This window comes from Polaribacter sp. R2A056_3_33, assembly GCF_019278485.1.
In the GTDB taxonomy this organism is placed as follows: domain Bacteria; phylum Bacteroidota; class Bacteroidia; order Flavobacteriales; family Flavobacteriaceae; genus Polaribacter.
Map to the genome: position 1 here is coordinate 1609389 of NZ_CP058984.1, position 16443 is coordinate 1625831.

General features: G+C 30.8%; 12 protein-coding genes. 6 read left to right on the forward strand and 6 right to left on the reverse strand.

What is annotated here, in order from left to right:
- Window positions 1–8: 8 nt before the first annotated feature.
- The 6 genes from H0I29_RS06975 to pheS form a co-directional block, all read right to left on the reverse strand.
- On the reverse strand, window positions 9–1427 hold the full coding sequence (locus H0I29_RS06975; protein WP_218732099.1) for an efflux transporter outer membrane subunit: 1419 nt from the start codon (window positions 1425–1427) through the stop codon (window positions 9–11).
- A 1-nt stretch (window position 1428) separates the two neighbouring features.
- Entirely contained in the window at window positions 1429–4575 is a 3147-nt protein-coding gene (locus tag H0I29_RS06980; protein WP_218754886.1) for an efflux RND transporter permease subunit, read from the reverse strand.
- Between the two features lie 22 nt (window positions 4576–4597).
- Window positions 4598–5728: an efflux RND transporter periplasmic adaptor subunit gene (locus tag H0I29_RS06985; RefSeq protein ID WP_218754887.1), complete on the reverse strand. Its 1131-nt coding sequence runs from the start codon at window positions 5726–5728 to the stop codon at window positions 4598–4600.
- A 13-nt stretch (window positions 5729–5741) separates the two neighbouring features.
- Window positions 5742–6245, reverse strand: a complete 504-nt coding sequence (locus H0I29_RS06990; RefSeq protein ID WP_218732102.1) for a GbsR/MarR family transcriptional regulator — start codon at window positions 6243–6245, stop codon at window positions 5742–5744.
- 248 nt (window positions 6246–6493) lie between these two features.
- A complete protein-coding gene (locus tag H0I29_RS06995; protein ID WP_218732103.1) occupies window positions 6494–6751 on the reverse strand; it encodes a hypothetical protein in 258 nt (85 codons plus the stop codon).
- 75 nt (window positions 6752–6826) lie between these two features.
- A complete protein-coding gene (pheS, locus tag H0I29_RS07000) occupies window positions 6827–7846 on the reverse strand; it encodes a phenylalanine--tRNA ligase subunit alpha (RefSeq protein ID WP_218732104.1) in 1020 nt (339 codons plus the stop codon).
- A gap of 134 nt (window positions 7847–7980) precedes the next feature.
- Between pheS and H0I29_RS07005 the strand changes: the two genes are divergently transcribed.
- From H0I29_RS07005 to H0I29_RS07030, 6 genes are all read left to right on the forward strand, one after another.
- On the forward strand, window positions 7981–11013 hold the full coding sequence (locus H0I29_RS07005; protein WP_218754888.1) for a PEP/pyruvate-binding domain-containing protein: 3033 nt from the start codon (window positions 7981–7983) through the stop codon (window positions 11011–11013).
- Window positions 11014–11190: 177 nt separating this feature from the next.
- Entirely contained in the window at window positions 11191–12528 is a 1338-nt protein-coding gene (gdhA, locus tag H0I29_RS07010; RefSeq protein WP_218732106.1) for an NADP-specific glutamate dehydrogenase, read from the forward strand.
- 361 nt (window positions 12529–12889) lie between these two features.
- On the forward strand, window positions 12890–14245 hold the full coding sequence (gene gdhA, locus H0I29_RS07015) for an NADP-specific glutamate dehydrogenase (RefSeq protein ID WP_218754889.1): 1356 nt from the start codon (window positions 12890–12892) through the stop codon (window positions 14243–14245).
- 86 nt (window positions 14246–14331) lie between these two features.
- Window positions 14332–14955, forward strand: coding sequence for a LysE family translocator (locus H0I29_RS07020; protein ID WP_218732108.1), 624 nt, complete (start codon window positions 14332–14334; stop codon window positions 14953–14955).
- 6 nt (window positions 14956–14961) lie between these two features.
- The gene (locus H0I29_RS07025) at window positions 14962–15582 is read left to right on the forward strand and encodes a LysE family transporter (protein ID WP_254712714.1); all 621 of its coding nucleotides are present in this window, start codon (window positions 14962–14964) and stop codon (window positions 15580–15582) included.
- 7 nt (window positions 15583–15589) lie between these two features.
- A complete protein-coding gene (locus tag H0I29_RS07030) occupies window positions 15590–16432 on the forward strand; it encodes a S9 family peptidase (RefSeq protein ID WP_218754890.1) in 843 nt (280 codons plus the stop codon).
- Window positions 16433–16443 lie beyond the last annotated feature (11 nt).

Here is a 16443-nt window from a genome sequence, read left to right on the forward strand (position 1 = left end):
TTAAGTTATTATTTTAAACCTCCACCCAAAGCTTCGTATAAGTTTACAACAGATTGTAATTGTTGTAATCTACTACCAATCACTTTAATTTCTGAGTTTAACGCACTTTGTCTAGCTGTTAATAAGTCTAAATAAGTAGCATAACCATTCTTTAATAATTCGTCAGAATTTTTTTCTGCTTTACGCAAAGCTTCCACTTCGTTTTGTAAGAATTCGTACTTTTTATTTTCAGAATTAAAAGAGTACAAAGCATTTGAAACTTCGTTACCTGCAACTAATAAAGTCTTTTTAAAATTTAAAAGCGCTTGTTCTTGTTGTGCAATAGCAACTTCTTTTTGCGTTTTTAGTTTTCGCTTATTAAAAATAGGTTGTGTTAAACCACCAACTATATTTGCAAATAAAGAGTTTGCATTAAATAATTTATCTAATTCTAAACTTTGCAATCCGCCAGCAGCGGTTAACGTTAAAGAAGGATATAAACTACTTCTAGCAACATTTGTCAATTCGAAAGCACTTATTAAGTTATACTCAGCAGCAATTACATCTGGTCTGTTACTTAGTAATTCTGAAGCAAAACCTAATTTCATTTCAGTGGTTATAGTTTGGTCTTCTAAACTACTTCTTTCCACTTCCTGAGGTGTTTTACCCAATAAAATACTTAATGTATTTTCTGCTCTAAATAGTGCAACTTCTAAATCTACTTCTAATGCTTTTGCATTATTGTATTGTGCAATATTTTGATCTACTGCAACCTGATTTGTTAAACCTGCTTCTTTTAAAGCTTTAATAGTTTCTACTCCTTTTTCTCTTGTTTTAATAGATGTCTTGGTTATTTCTAACTGTGCATCTAAAGCTAAAATACTGTAATACGTAGCTGCAATACTAGAAATCAATTGCGTTTTTACGGCTTGATGTCCGGCAACACTTTGTAAATAAGCTGCTTGAGTTGCACGCTTATTGCTTCGTATTTTTCCCCAAATATCTGCTTCCCAAGAAAGTGATGCAGTAATATCCCATTGATCTGTAGAAGTATCTGTTAAAAATGCTCCAAACTGGGTATTTTTAGATAATTCTTGATGTGTAAGATTAGGACCTACACTTAAAGAAGGTAAATAACCTGCTTTTCCTTGTTTAGCATATGCTTCGGCTGCAACTATTTGTTGAATTGCAATACGAATGTCCATATTGTTTTGCAAGCCTTCTTCTATATATTGCTGCAAATAGGTATCTGTAAACAAGTTTCTCCAAGATACATCTGCCATAGATATACTATCTGATGGCAAATTATCTGTTCTGTACAAGTTTTCTGTTTCTTCTACTGTTGGTCTTGTATACTCTTTGGCAACAAAACAACTTTGTAACGTAAAAGCCATTACAGCTAAAACGACTCCTTTTTGAAGGTTTTTATTTTTTATAATTGATATCATCTTATTCTTCTTCATTTTGTTGAGAAATAACTGCTGGTTTACTAGAAACTTTTTCTTGTAACCATTGAAATAATATAAATAGTATCGGAATTACAAAGACTCCTAAAATGGTTCCTATCAACATTCCTCCAACGGCACCTGTACCGATAGAATTGTTTCCTTCAGATCCAACTCCTTTTGCTAATACTAATGGCATTAAACCAAGAATAAAGGCAAATGAGGTCATTAAAATAGGACGTAAACGAGATTTTGCTCCATGTATAGCTGCATCAGAAATACTTTCTCCATTTTTACGTCTTTGTAGCGCAAACTCCACAATTAATATGGCGTTCTTGGCGAGTAGACCAATTAGCATGATTAAAGCAATTTGGAAATATATGTTGTTTTCTAATCCAAAAAACCAGGTACTTATATAGGCTCCGAATACACCAAAAGGAAGTGATAATACCACTGCAAATGGTAATAAATAACTTTCATATTGTGCACTTAATAAGAAATACACAAATAGAATACTCAATGCAAAAATAAATATAGTTTGGCTACCCGCACTTACTTCTTCTCTTGTTAAACCAGAATATGCAATGGTGTAGTTACTTGGTAATTTTGCAACTTCTTCTTCAATAACTCTAATAGCATCTCCAGTACTATAACCTTCGTTTGTTGCACCAGTTATGGTTGTAGAATTAAACAAGTTGAAACGCGTTACCGATTGTGGCCCATATACACGTTCTAATTTTACAAACTGTGTAATTGGTGTCATTTCACCAGAGTTTGTTCTTACATACATGCTATTTAAATCATCTACGGTTGCTCTGTCATCTGGTAAAGCTTGAATATATACTCTAAATTGTTTTCCGAATTTTGAAAAATCCGAAGCATAAATTCCCCCTATATACCCTTGTAATGTAGAGAAAATACTACTAATAGGTACGCCTTTTTCTTTTGCTAAAGGCACATTAATTTCCATTTCATATTGTGGGTAATTTGTACTGAAAGAAGATTGTGCATATTTAACTTCTGGATGACTCATTAAAGCCATTGCAAATTCTTTATTTGCTTTGTCTAAGTCTTTAAATTCTCCTCCAAATTTATCTAATAAATTTACTTCGAAACCTGCAGAGTTACCAAAACCTCTAATACTTGGTGGTGAGAAGAAAATAATTTTTGCTTCTGGAATGGTAGCTGCAATTCCGAATAACTTACCTGTAATGGTCTGTACAGAAGTAGAAGGATCTTCACGCTCTCCCCATTCTGCTAATTTTATAATTCCAAAACCATAATTTGATCCAGCTCCACTAATTAAACTTCTACCTTTAATAAAGTTTACGGCAACAATACCGTCTATATCTTTTATTTTACTGTACAAATCTTTAGATACTGCGTTCGTTCTGTCTAAAGAAGCACCTGCTGGCAACTCTATATTTGCAAAAAGAATTCCTCTATCTTCATTAGGTACAAAACCGGTTGGTGTTTGTTCTGATGCCCAAAAAATACCAACAATAGCTAAGACTAATAATAAACCAGATACCCATTTTCTTTTGTATAAGAAATGTAGTGATTTTCCATATCTTTCTACCGTAGCATTAAAACCACGATTAAATAAAGTGTAAAAACGTTTTAAAGGACTTTTACCTTTTATTTCTTCATCTTCTTTATGTGGTTTTAATAATAAAGCACATAAAGCCGGACTTAATGTTAATGCGTTTACTGCAGAAATAAGGATTGCAATAATTAATGTAACTCCAAATTGCTCATAAAAAACACCTGTTGGTCCAGAGATAAAAGTTACTGGAATAAATACAGCTGCCATTACCAAAGTAATAGATATAATGGCTCCTGAAATTTCGTTCATGGCAGTTAAAGTTGCTTTTTTAGCACTCTTTTCTCCTTCATCTAATTTGGCATGAACGGCTTCTACAACCACAATGGCATCATCTACCACAATACCAATTGCAAGTACTAATGCAAATAGTGTTAATAAGTTAATTGAGTATCCAAAAACATTCAAGAAAAAGAAGGTACCAATAATAGAAACGGGTACAGCTATCGCTGGAATTAAGGTAGATCTAAAATCTTGTAAGAAGATAAATACCACTAAGAAAACCAATAAAAAGGCTTCTAATAATGTATGTATTACTTTTTCTATAGATGCATTTAAAAACAAACTTGTATCGTAAGGCACAAAAACATCTAATCCTTCTGGTAGGTCTTTTTTAACAGACTCTAACGTCTCTTTAATGTTTTCAATAATTACTTTTGCATTAGAACCTTTTGTTTGAAAAATCCCCATAAAAACCGCAGGATTTCCTTTACTCATTGCATTAGAAGCATAAGATTGTGCATCTAATTCTATTTCAGCAACATCATTTAGACGCAAAAATTGTCCGTTACCTAATGCTTTTATAATAACATCTCCATATTGTTTTTCTTCTTTAAAACGACCACTATAGGTTAATGTATATGAAAATGATTCTCCACTATTCTGACCTAAAGAACCTGCAGCCGCTTCTAAGTTTTGTTCTGCTAAGGCTGCTGTAATATCTGAAGGAATTAAATTATAAGCTGCTAATTTTTCTGGTTTTAACCAGATTCTCATAGCGTAATCTTGTTGAGAGAATACACTAACATCTCCAACACCACTAATACGTTGCATAGCAGGAATTACGTTTATTTTTAAATAATTCTGAATAAAAGTAGCGTCGTAATTGTCGCTTTCAGAATACATAGAAATAAACATTAATGCACTGGTTTCTTGCTTTTGTGTTGTTACACCAGTTTGTACAACCTCTGCAGGTAACAATGGTGTTGCTCTAGCCACACGGTTTTGAACGTTTACTGCAGCAATATCTGCATCTATTTCTTGACTAAAATAAACAGTTATTTCTGCTGTACCTGTGTTAGATGCTGTAGAGGTAATGTACGTCATACCTTCTACACCATTAATTTGCTCTTCAATAGGTATAATTACACTTTCTAAAACTGTTTCTGCGTTGGCTCCAGCATAAGAGGCAATTACCTTTATGGTTGGTGGAGCAATATCTGGGTATTCTTCTATTGGTAGGCTTGTAACGCTTATAATTCCTAGCAAAACAATGATAATAGAAATTACGGTTGAAAGAACAGGTCTTTCAATAAATGTTTTTAACATAACTAAATAAGTTTATGGTTTGCTAGTTTTTAAATAAAGTTTCTACAGGTTTAATTGCATCATCAAAAGGAGTGTCTTGTGGTGTAATAACGGTACCACTTCTTAATTTACCAACTCCAGATACTAGAATCTTGTCTTTTAAATTGATTCCAGAATCAACTACATATAAATTACCTACTATTGCTTTTATTTTAATAATTGAAGCTTCAGCTTTGTTACCTTCTCCTAGTTTAAACAACATAATATTTCCTTGTTGTTCATAAGTTGCTTGTTGTGGAACAACAATTGCATTCTCGAAGACGGTTGGAATTTGAATTTTACCACTATTTCCATTGGTTAATAGTTGGTTAGGATTGTTAAAAACAGCTCTTAAACTAACAGTACCTGTATTTTTATTTACTTGTCCTGTACTTGTTTCTATTTTACCTTTTTCTGCATACGTGTTTCCGTTTGCCAATACTAAATTGATTTCAGCATAATTTCCCAATTTTTCTTCTAAGTTTTTACCTTCTGCATTTTGTAAAAAGTCTAAGTATTCACTTTCGTTTAAACTAAAAAAGGCATATACTTTACTAATATCACTTACTGTTGTTAATGGAGTTGGGTCTGCAGGACTCACCAATGCGCCCTCTCTGTAATTAATAGCACCTACATAACCATCTACTTGACTTCTAATAGTTCCGTAAGCGATACTTGCAGAAACACTACTATAGTTTGCTTTGGCTTGTGCTAAATTTGCTTTCGCAGTTTCTAATTGAACCGAACTAATAATGTTTTTTTCTACTAACGGTACTAATTTGTTTACTTCTACTTGTGCAACATTAATACGCGCTTTTGCTGCACCAGCATCTTGACTTAAAGACTGAGTTTCTAGTCTAAATAATACTTGGCCTTTACGTACTTTCTGACCTTCATCTACCATTACTTTTTGTATGTATCCAGATACTTTTGCTCTAACTGCACTGTTTACAACTCCTTCTAAACTTGTTGGGTACTCATTGTAACTTGTAACTGTTTTTGGTTGCATGGTAACTACAGGAAAAGAAGGTGCAGGACCTTGTGCTGCTGTGGCTGGTTGCTCTTTGTTGGTGCAACTTGCAATTACTAAAAATACACCTAGTGATAGTAATGATAATAATTTATAATGTTTCATTTTTTGTCTTGGTTTAAATATCGAATTTATTATTGTCTAGTTTTAATTTTAATTCCTCTACAGAGGATGTAGCTCCGTCTATAAATTTTATATAATCGTCATGAAAATTTAGATCGAATTTTTCACTTTCATTTTCAATTTTATTCTTGTTTATAGTTTCTTTATAATTTTTTATTTCTAAATGCATTTCACGTTCTTCTTTCCACTTGTGTATCATATTATCTATATGTTGAAGAACCATTCCTTTATTAATGATAAAATATTTTTTACGATCACCAGTTTTGGTGAAATACACTATTTTATGTAAATCTTGTAAATGATTAAGGTGTGTAGAAATAGTGCTTTTACTAGCACAAAGTATGGTTACCATATCTTCAAAAGTGACTCCTTTTTTACCTGTTAAAATGATGTAGGCTAAAATACGAGCTGCAACAGGGGCTAATTGTTCTCTGTCTTCTAAATGCACACCTAGTTTTTCAACCAAGGCCATTTTTATTTTACAGATTTCTTCTTTCATTTTATTTGCTTTAAGACTGTTTTTAAAGAGCAATTATTTATTAACAGTCAAATTCTTTGCAAAGATATATTTTTAGTTCGGAACAAACCGAACTTAACGAAGTTAATTTTTTGTTAAAGGAAAAAGCCGATAGTAATATCGGCTTTAAATTTTGTAAAATGTAAGTTTAAATGTGTTTTTTATCCGCTGAAATCGGATAAAAGTCTAGATAATAAGTTTTTAAAAAGTTTTCTTTTGTAACTATAGAATTACCAAAGTTTATAAAACTCTTCTTTAGAGATAACATCTCCGTCACATTCATCTATGGTTAATGTGCCTTCGCACAAACCACCAAACTCATCTTCTAAGTGGTCTTCATTATATTTAGTAACTTTTTCGTTTTTATAAACCGTAATTTGTTTTAAAACTTCGTCTGCATCATTGGTTTCAAAATACCAAGTTGAGGTTCCCCAATCTGCATATTCATCATCTCTTTCTTCGTCCCAAAATTGTGTAAAATATTTCATTATCTAAATTATTTTTTACTATTAAAATTCACAATACCGATTATACAAACTTGTTAACTCTTTCCCTGCTTGGTTTTATAAAACAGATTTAAATTGTTCTAAGAAACGTTTATCGTTTTCATAAAACATTCTAATATCAGGAATTTGGTATAACAACATGGCAATACGTTCTATTCCCATTCCAAAGGCATAACCAGAGTATTTAGTTGGATCTATGTTTGCATTTTTCAATACATTAGGGTCTACCATTCCGCATCCCATAATTTCTAACCAACCGGTACCTTTTGTAATTTTATAATCTGTTTCTGTTTCTAATCCCCAATAAATATCTACTTCTGCACTTGGCTCAGTAAACGGAAAATAAGAAGGACGTAAACGTATTTTAGATTTACCAAACATCTCTTTAGTAAAGTACAAAAGTGTTTGTTTTAAATCGGCAAAAGAAACATCTGTATCAATATACAAACCTTCTACTTGATGAAAAATACAATGTGCTCTTGCAGAAATATCTTCATTTCTAAAAACTCTACCTGGAGAAATTGTTCTTATCGGTGGTTTATTTTCTTCCATATATCGTACTTGTACAGAAGAAGTATGTGTACGTAGTAAAATATCTGGATCTTGTTCTATAAAAAACGTGTCTTGCATGTCTCTTGCCGGGTGATATTCTGGCAAGTTTAAAGCTGTAAAGTTATGCCAGTCATCTTCTATTTCTGGACCTTCAGAAACGGTAAAACCAATTCTATTAAAAACATCAATAATTTGGTTTCTTACCAATGAAATTGGATGACGAGAACCCAAGTTAATAGGCTCTGAAGGGCGTGATAAATCTCCATAAAAAGATTTGTTACTCGTAACACTGTCTAAAGACTCGCTTAACTCGGCAACTTTTCCTTCTGCAGATTTTTTTAAATTATTTAATGCTTGTCCAAAATCTTTACGCAACTCTGCGTCTACATTTTTAAATTCAGCAAATAAATCCTTAAGTAAGCCTTTGCTACCTAGGTATTTAATTCTAAAAGTTTCAACTTCTTCTTTTGTGGTTGCGTTAAATGATTTTACATCACCAATCAGTTCTTTTACTTTATCTAACATTACATACTAAATTAGGTCGCGAATTTACACATTTTTATTTTTGTTGAATCTAATTTTTGGCTGAATACTTGTAATATATTAATGTTCTAAACTAGAAAATTAATATATTGTAAATTATATAAAACAGCATAATAATGAAAGAAAATATCTTATCTAATTTAAAAACATATGCATTTAAAGAGGTAACTTTTGATAAATTAATGCAAAATAGGATTAATAAGGTATTAATAGTTTGTTCTAACTACGATTTTTATATGCTTGAAGAAGATGGTAGAATTGAAGAACGAATTTTTAATGAATACACTTCTTTAAATTTAAGACATCCACCAAATTTTATCCATGCGAATTCTGCAAGAAGAGCAATTAAAATGATGAAGACTCATCAAATAGAGATCGTTATTACTTGGTTAGATATTGGTAATTACAATGCTTTTGAAACATCAAAAAAAATTAAAGAAGCATACCCAAACGTTCCAATTGCAGCTTTAAGTCATCATTCTTCTCAATTAAGAAGTAAGCTACAAAAAGAAAATACAGATAGTATAGATTTTGTTTTTCATTGGAATGGTAATGCAGACATATTTTTGGCAATTATTAAATTAACCGAAGATAGAATGAATGCAGAAACGGATATTAATACTATTGGTGTTAAAGCCATTTTATTGGTAGAAGATTCACTAAAGTTTTATTCTAGATATATTCCGCTTATTTATAAAGTGATCCTTAAACAAACGCAAGGATTAATGTCTGAAGGATTAAACGAGCATAGAAAAATGCTGTTAATGCGAGGGAGGCCAAAAATTTTATTAGCCACTACTTTTGAAGAGGGAATTGATTTATTTGATACCTACAAAGAAAATTTACTAGGTGTAATATCTGATGTGAATTACTTTAAGGATGGTGTTAGAAACAAAGAAGCTGGTTTTTTATTATTAGATTATGTAAGAAAATATAAACGTTATTTTCCTTTTTTAATGCAATCATCTAATGAGAATAATGAGAGGAGAACGTTAGAACTAAAAGGTAAATTTTTATATAAACATTCAGAAACTTTAGGTGTTGATATTAAAAATTATATTATAAAATACTTTGCTTTTGGAGATTTCGAGTTTTGGGATCCTACCCAAATGAAAATTTTAGCAACAGCTAAAGATTTAGGTGAATTTCAAAAAGCCATAAAGAATGTTACTGAAGATTGTTTGATGTATCATGCAAAAAGAAGTGAGTTTTCTAAATGGTTAAAATCTAGAGCGCTGTTTCCTTTAGCAGATTTATTAAACGTTATAGAATATGATGAATTTGAAAATAATGGTCAAATAAGAGATTTCTTAATTAATTCTATCAAAGCATATTTAGTTTACAGATCTAGAGGTGTAATTGTAAAGTTTAATAAAGATAAATACGATGAGTTTGTTGGTTATGCAAGAATAGGTGAAGGTGCTTTAGGGGGCAAAGCGAGAGGTTTGGCTTTTATAGATTCTTTTTTAAAACGCAATAATTTATACAACAAATACAAAAATGTAAGTATTACCATACCAAGAACTGTTGTAATAAGTACAGAAGTTTTTGATCAGTTTATAGAAACCCATAAACTAATAAAATTTGCAGCAAAATGTACAGATGATGATAAAATATTACATGAATTTATTTCAAAAGATTTACCAGAATGGGCTTTAGAAGATATTAGAGCATTTTTAAAAACAACTACTTGTCCTATTGCAGTAAGATCATCTAGTATGTTAGAGGACTCAAATTATCAGCCTTTTGCAGGTGTTTTTGCAACGTACATGATTCCGAATTCTGAAATAAACAAAAAAGTTGAAATGGTTGCTAATGCAATTAAATCTGTTATAGCATCTGCTTTTTTTGAAAACAGTAAATTGTATTTAAAAGCAATATCTCATACTATAGAAGAAGATAAAATGGCTGTAATTTTACAAGAAGTTATAGGTAAGCCATATCAAGATGTATATTATCCAAATATTTCTGGAGTAGCACGTTCTATTAATTTTTATCCTATTGGAGATGAAAAAGCAAGTGAAGGAATTGCTAATATTGCTTTAGGTTTAGGAGAAATAATTGTGGGTGGCGGACAAACATTACGTTTTTCACCATCTTATCCAAAAAAAATATTACAACTATCTTCTCCCGGTTCTACACAAAGAGAAACGCAACAGTATTTTTATGGTTTAGACTTGAACCCTGATAGTTATAAGGTTTCAACTTGTGAAGCCATCAATAAAAAGAAAGTAACCATTAGAAAAGCCGAAAATCATGGATCTTTAAAGTTTGTAGCATCTACCTATGATTTACAAAATAATACCATTAGGCCAGGTGTAATGCAAGATGGTATTCGGGTAATTACATTCGATAATATTTTAAAATACAATACGTTTCCATTGCCAGAAATTTTGCAAGAACTCTTACGTGTTGGGCAACGAGAAATGAGAAACCCTATAGAAATAGAATTTGCAGTAAAACTAGATGTTCCTGCAGGTAAACCAAAAGAGTTTAGTTTTTTGCAGATAAGGCCTATCATAGAAAGTGTGGAAACCGTAAGTAAATTACCTGAAAATTTAGATATTTCTGAAACAATTATTTACTCAGAATCTGCTTTAGGAAATGGTAAATATGAAAACATTTGTGATGTAGTTTATGTAAAACCAGAAACGTTTAATTCGGCAAATACAAGAGATATTGCAAGCGCAGTAGAAGAAATTAATAAAAAATTTGTAGCACTAGACAAACCCTATATTTTGGTTGGTCCTGGGCGTTGGGGATCTAGCGATTCTTGGTTAGGCATTCCGGTACTTTGGTCTCAAATTTCTGCGGCAAAAATAATAGTTGAGTCTGGTTTAAATGATTTTAGAATAGACCCGAGTCAAGGAACTCATTTTTTTCAAAATTTAACCTCTTTTAAAGTGGGATATTTAACCATCAATCCGTTTATAAAAGATGGCTTTTTTGATGTAGATTATTTAAATGAACAAGAAGCAGATTTTGAAGATTCTTTTTTAAGGCATATTTCTTTTAAAAATGACCTTACTGTTATTATTGATGGAGAAAATAATAAAGCAGCTATTTTTAAAGAAGGTATCTCTTTGGAGAACAGTACTTCAAATATAGAAGAATCATTTGAAGAATTGCCTCCGGAAGGGTTTATGTAAAATGTATATTCTATAAAAAAATACTTCAAATAAATGAATTAATATTCAAATTCTTAGATAAGAGATAAAATATTGTTAATTATCAAAAAACATGCTGAAAGTTTTATTTTAAAATCAATTTTAAAATGTATTTTTGAAGTATAAGTTATTGAATAAAAAATTACTAATTATACCATTATGAATGTAAAAGAAATTTTAACAAATTTGGAAACGAAACACCCTGGTGAAAAAGAATATTTACAGGCTGTTAAGGAGGTTTTAGAGTCTATTGAGACAATTTATAATGAAAATCCACAATACGAAGCGGCTAAAATTATTGAACGTTTAGTAGAGCCAGATAGAATTTTAACCTTTAGAATTTCTTGGATTGATGATGCAGGACAAGTTCAAGTAAATATTGGACATAGAGTGCAATTTAACAATGCAATAGGTCCTTATAAAGGAGGTATTCGCTTACACCCATCTGTAAATTTAAGTATCTTAAAGTTTTTAGGTTTTGAGCAAATATTTAAAAATGCCTTAACAACACTACCAATGGGAGGTGGAAAAGGTGGTTCTGACTTTAATCCTAAAGGAAAATCGGATACCGAAATTATGCGTTTTTGCCAAGCATTTATGTTAGAATTATGGAGAATGATTGGACCAAGTACAGATGTACCAGCTGGAGATATTGGAACAGGTGGTAGAGAAATTGGGTTTATGTATGGCATGTATAAAAAATTACAACAAGAACATACAGGAGTTTTTACAGGAAAAGGTTTAAACTGGGGAGGAAGCTTAATAAGACCAGAAGCTACAGGTTTTGGTGGAGTTTACTTTACAAAAGAAATATTAGAAACTAAAAATGATAATTTTAAAGGTAAAACAGTAGCGCTTTCTGGTTTTGGAAACGTAACATGGGGTGTTGCTTTAAAAATTACAGAATTAGGCGGAAAAGTAGTTACAATTTCTGGTCCTGATGGATATATTTACGATGAAAAAGGATTGGATGATGATAAAATTAGTTACTTATTACAGTTAAGAGCATCTAATAACGATATTGTTTCTCCGTATGCAATTGAGTTTCCAGAAGCAAAATTTTATCCTAATGAAAAACCATGGGGTGTAAAATGTGATATTGCAATGCCTTGTGCTACTCAAAATGAATTAAATGGAGAAGATGCCTTAAAATTAGTTGCAAATGGTGTACAATATATTGCAGAAGTTTCCAATATGGGATGTACTCCAGAAGCTGTTCATACATTTCATGATGCTAAAATTTTATACGCACCTGGTAAGGCAGTAAATGCTGGTGGAGTTGGAGTTTCTGGTTTAGAAATGTCTCAAAACGCAATGAAATTAAATTGGACTAAAGATGAAGTGGATGAAAAATTACATCAAATAATGCATTCAATTCATACAGCTTGTTTAATATATGGAACAGAAGAAGATGGCTATGTAAATTATGTAAAAGGAGCAAATATTGCTGGTTTTATTAAAGTAGCAGATTCTATGTTAGATTTAGGAGTTGTATAAAAACAAATAAATTAAAAACTAAAACGCATCAATTTTTTTGATGCGTTTTTTTTGTTTCCTATAATAAGTTAAGGTGCTCTTAGGTATATTTTTAATTAGATATAAATGCATTTCAATAAATAAAGGAAGTCAAATTTTTATATATTTTAAATTTGTTATGCTCTTCAATAAAAATAAAATTAATAGGGTAATAGAGTTTTATATAATATAGAAAATAAGGTTAGTGAATTAGGTTTTTTTTTAAGGTTGATAACTTATAATTTTAAAGGATTTACGTAAAGAACTTTAGTGCTTTTTAAGTATAAAATATTCAAAATAACTTATATTTGCTTAGTTAAATGTTTATAAAAGTCAAAATAAAATGTCTACGAATACAGAGTCCAGAATAGAAGATTTCATGCAGTTGGTTGAACAAAGAAACAGCCATGAAACGGAATTTTTACAAGCAGTGAGAGAAGTAGCAGAAACCTTAATTCCTTTTATTGTTGAAAATAAAAAGTACTACGGAAAAAACCTTTTATTAAGAATGGTAGAGCCTGAAAGATTAATTTCTTTTAGAGTAACATGGACAGATGATAATGGAGAAATAAGGGTTAACAGAGGTTATAGAATACAAATGAATTCTGCTATTGGACCGTATAAAGGTGGTTTAAGATTTCACCCATCTGTAAATGCTAGTATTTTAAAGTTTTTGGCTTTTGAACAAGTATTTAAAAATTCTTTAACAACATTGCCAATGGGTGGTGGTAAAGGAGGTTCTGATTTTGATCCAAAAGGAAAATCTGATCGTGAGATTATGAATTTTTGTCAAAATTTTATGAGTGAATTGCAAAAACATATTGGACAACATATAGATGTACCAGCAGGAGATATTGGAGTTGGCGCAAGAGAGATAGGCTACATGTTTGGAATGTATAAAAAATTGAGAACAGAATTTACAGGGGTTCTAACAGGAAAAGGAGTTGCTTATGGTGGTTCATTAATAAGACCAGAAGCTACAGGTTATGGAAACGTGTATTTTGCAGAAGCTATGCTGAAACTTAAAAACGAATCTTTTAAAGGAAAAAATGTAGTTATTTCTGGATCTGGTAATGTTGCACAATATGCAGCAGAAAAAGCGATTCAATTTGGAGCAAAAGTATTAACGCTTTCTGATTCTGGAGGTTATATTTATGATAAAGATGGTATAGATGCTGATAAATTAAACCACGTAATGTATATTAAAAATGAAAAACGTGGTAGAATTAGCGAATATTTAGAAGAATACCCAAAAGCAAAGTATTTTAAAGGAGAAAGACCTTGGTCTGTTAAATGTGATATTGCATTGCCATGTGCTACTCAAAATGAATTAAATGGAGAAGAAGCAAAAACATTAATAGACAACGGTTGTATATGTGTTTCTGAAGGTGCAAATATGCCTTCTACACCAGAGGCCGTTCATGAATACCAAAAAGCAAAAATATTATACGCCCCAGGAAAAGCTTCAAATGCTGGTGGTGTTGCTACTTCTGGTCTAGAAATGAGTCAAAACTCATTACGATTAAACTGGTCTAGAGAAGAAGTAGACGAAAGGTTAAAAGAAATTATGCAAAAAATACATGATTCTTGTGTAGAGCATGGTAAAAATGAAGATGGAACTGTAGATTATATCAAAGGGGCAAATATTGCTGGTTTTGTAAAAATTGCAGATGCTATGTTAGCGCAAGGGGTAGTGTAGAAAAACGCTTATAAGTTATAATATAAATGAAACGTGTCAATTCTTTGACACGTTTTTTTGTTTATTTGTCCATATAAAAACAATTTATGAGCTTTCTAATTTTTATTTTCTTAGGTTTTGGTGTTGCGGTTTTAGGTAGTATAACGCCTAGTTTTTTAAATCTGACTGTAGTTAAATTCAGTTTAAGAAATGGAAAAAAAGCCGCATTTTATCTTATTGGAGGGTATGCTACCGTTTTATTTTTTCAAGCGAATATAGGTGCTTATTTATCGAGTATTTTAATGGAAAATTCAGAGTATATAACCTTATTACAAAAAATAGGTACAGGTATTCTTTTACTGCTATCCATTAACTTTTTTAGACTGTATTTTACGTCAAAAGAAAAGAAAGTAAAAGAAGAAATACCTAAGTCGAAAGCTTATTTACACGGTATTGGAATGTCTCTTTTAAATACCATTGCAATTCCGTTTTACTTTACAACTATTTCTATTTTAATAGGGTTAGAATACTTTGAATATTCTTACTTAAATGGATTTTATTTTTCAATTGGTTCTACAATTGGTTCTTTTACACTATATTCATTGTATGCTATTGTTGCTAAAAATATTGAACACAAACTAACTTTTATTGCTTCTAAAATGGATTTTATTTTAGGTAGTTTAACAGGTGTAGTTGCGGTAGGAAATTTTGTTTTTCTACTTTACAAATAATTTATTTTGAATATCTTTTTACTCTTTTTCTTCGGTTTTATTTTCTCTTTCGTTGGTTCTATAACACCAAGTATGTTAAATATGACTGCGTTAAAAATTAGCTTAGAAAAAGGGAGATTAGCAGCTAACAAATATGCATGCGGAGTTTCTTTAATTATTATTCCTCAGGTGATAATTGCGGTTGTTTTAACCAAATACATTGCAGAAAACCCTACCATTTTAGAAACCTTAGAAAAAGTAGGAATCGTTGTTTTTATAACTTTATCTTATTATTTTTATAATGAATCTAAAAAAGAGAAAATAAAGATTGATGAGGTAAATATTAAAGAAATAAATCCTCTACTAACAGGTATATCACTATCTGCTTTAAACATGTTTGGCATTCCTTTTTTTAGCGGAACCATTATTACCTTAGATGTTTTTAAGTTGTTTAGTTTTGAGGCTGTTTCTGTATTATTTTTTACGTTAGGATCTGTATTAGGAACATTTTATATCCTATTTTTATATGGGAAATTTGCAAAAGTAATTCAAGAAAAAACAGGGAAACTCACAAAAGACATCAACCTAATTTTATCAATTATAACAGGTTTAGTTGCTGTTTTTACATTTATAAAACTATTTATTTAAAGAGAAAATGAAAATTTTAAAAAATACAATCATTCAAGGCAAACATAGTAAACCAATTGTCGCAGATGTTTTTTACAAAGAGAATCATCAACCAAAAAAAATAGTTGTTTTTTGTCACGGTTACAAAGGTTTTAAAGATTGGGGAGCTTGGAATTTAATGGCTGAAGCTTTTGCAGAAGCAGGATTTTTTTTTATAAAATTCAACTTTTCTCATAATGGAGGGACCGCTGAAAACCCTATTGATTTTCCAGATTTAGAAGCTTTTGGGAATAATAATTATACCAAAGAATTAGACGATTTAGTGAGTGTAATCGATTGGATTTCATCCGAAGAAAAATTTAAAAACGAAGTTAAAATTAATGATATTTCAATAATAGGACATAGTAGAGGTGGTGGAATTGTATTGCTAAAAGCAAATGAAGACGCAAGAGTAAAAAAAGTAATTTCCTTAGCTGCTGTATGTGATTTTGGCTCTAGAAGTTCTACGATTGGTGATTTAGAGAACTGGAAGAAAACAGGTGTTAAATACGTTTTAAACGGACGAACAAAACAGAATATGCCACATTTCTATCAGTTTTATTTAAATTTTAAAGAAAATGAAGAGCGTTTAAATATTCGGAAAGCGGTAGGCAGTTTAAAAATACCACAGTTAATAATTCATGGAGATAAAGATACTTCTGTTTCTATTGATGAAGGTAAAAAAATACACTCTTGGAATACTGAAAGCCAATTTGAAGTTATTAAAAATGCAGATCATGTTTTTAATGTTTCTCATCCTTGGAAAAAGGAAAACATGTCTAAGGAATTAGAAGAGGTTACAGTACTTTGCGTAGCTTTTTTAAAAAAATAAATCTACAAAGT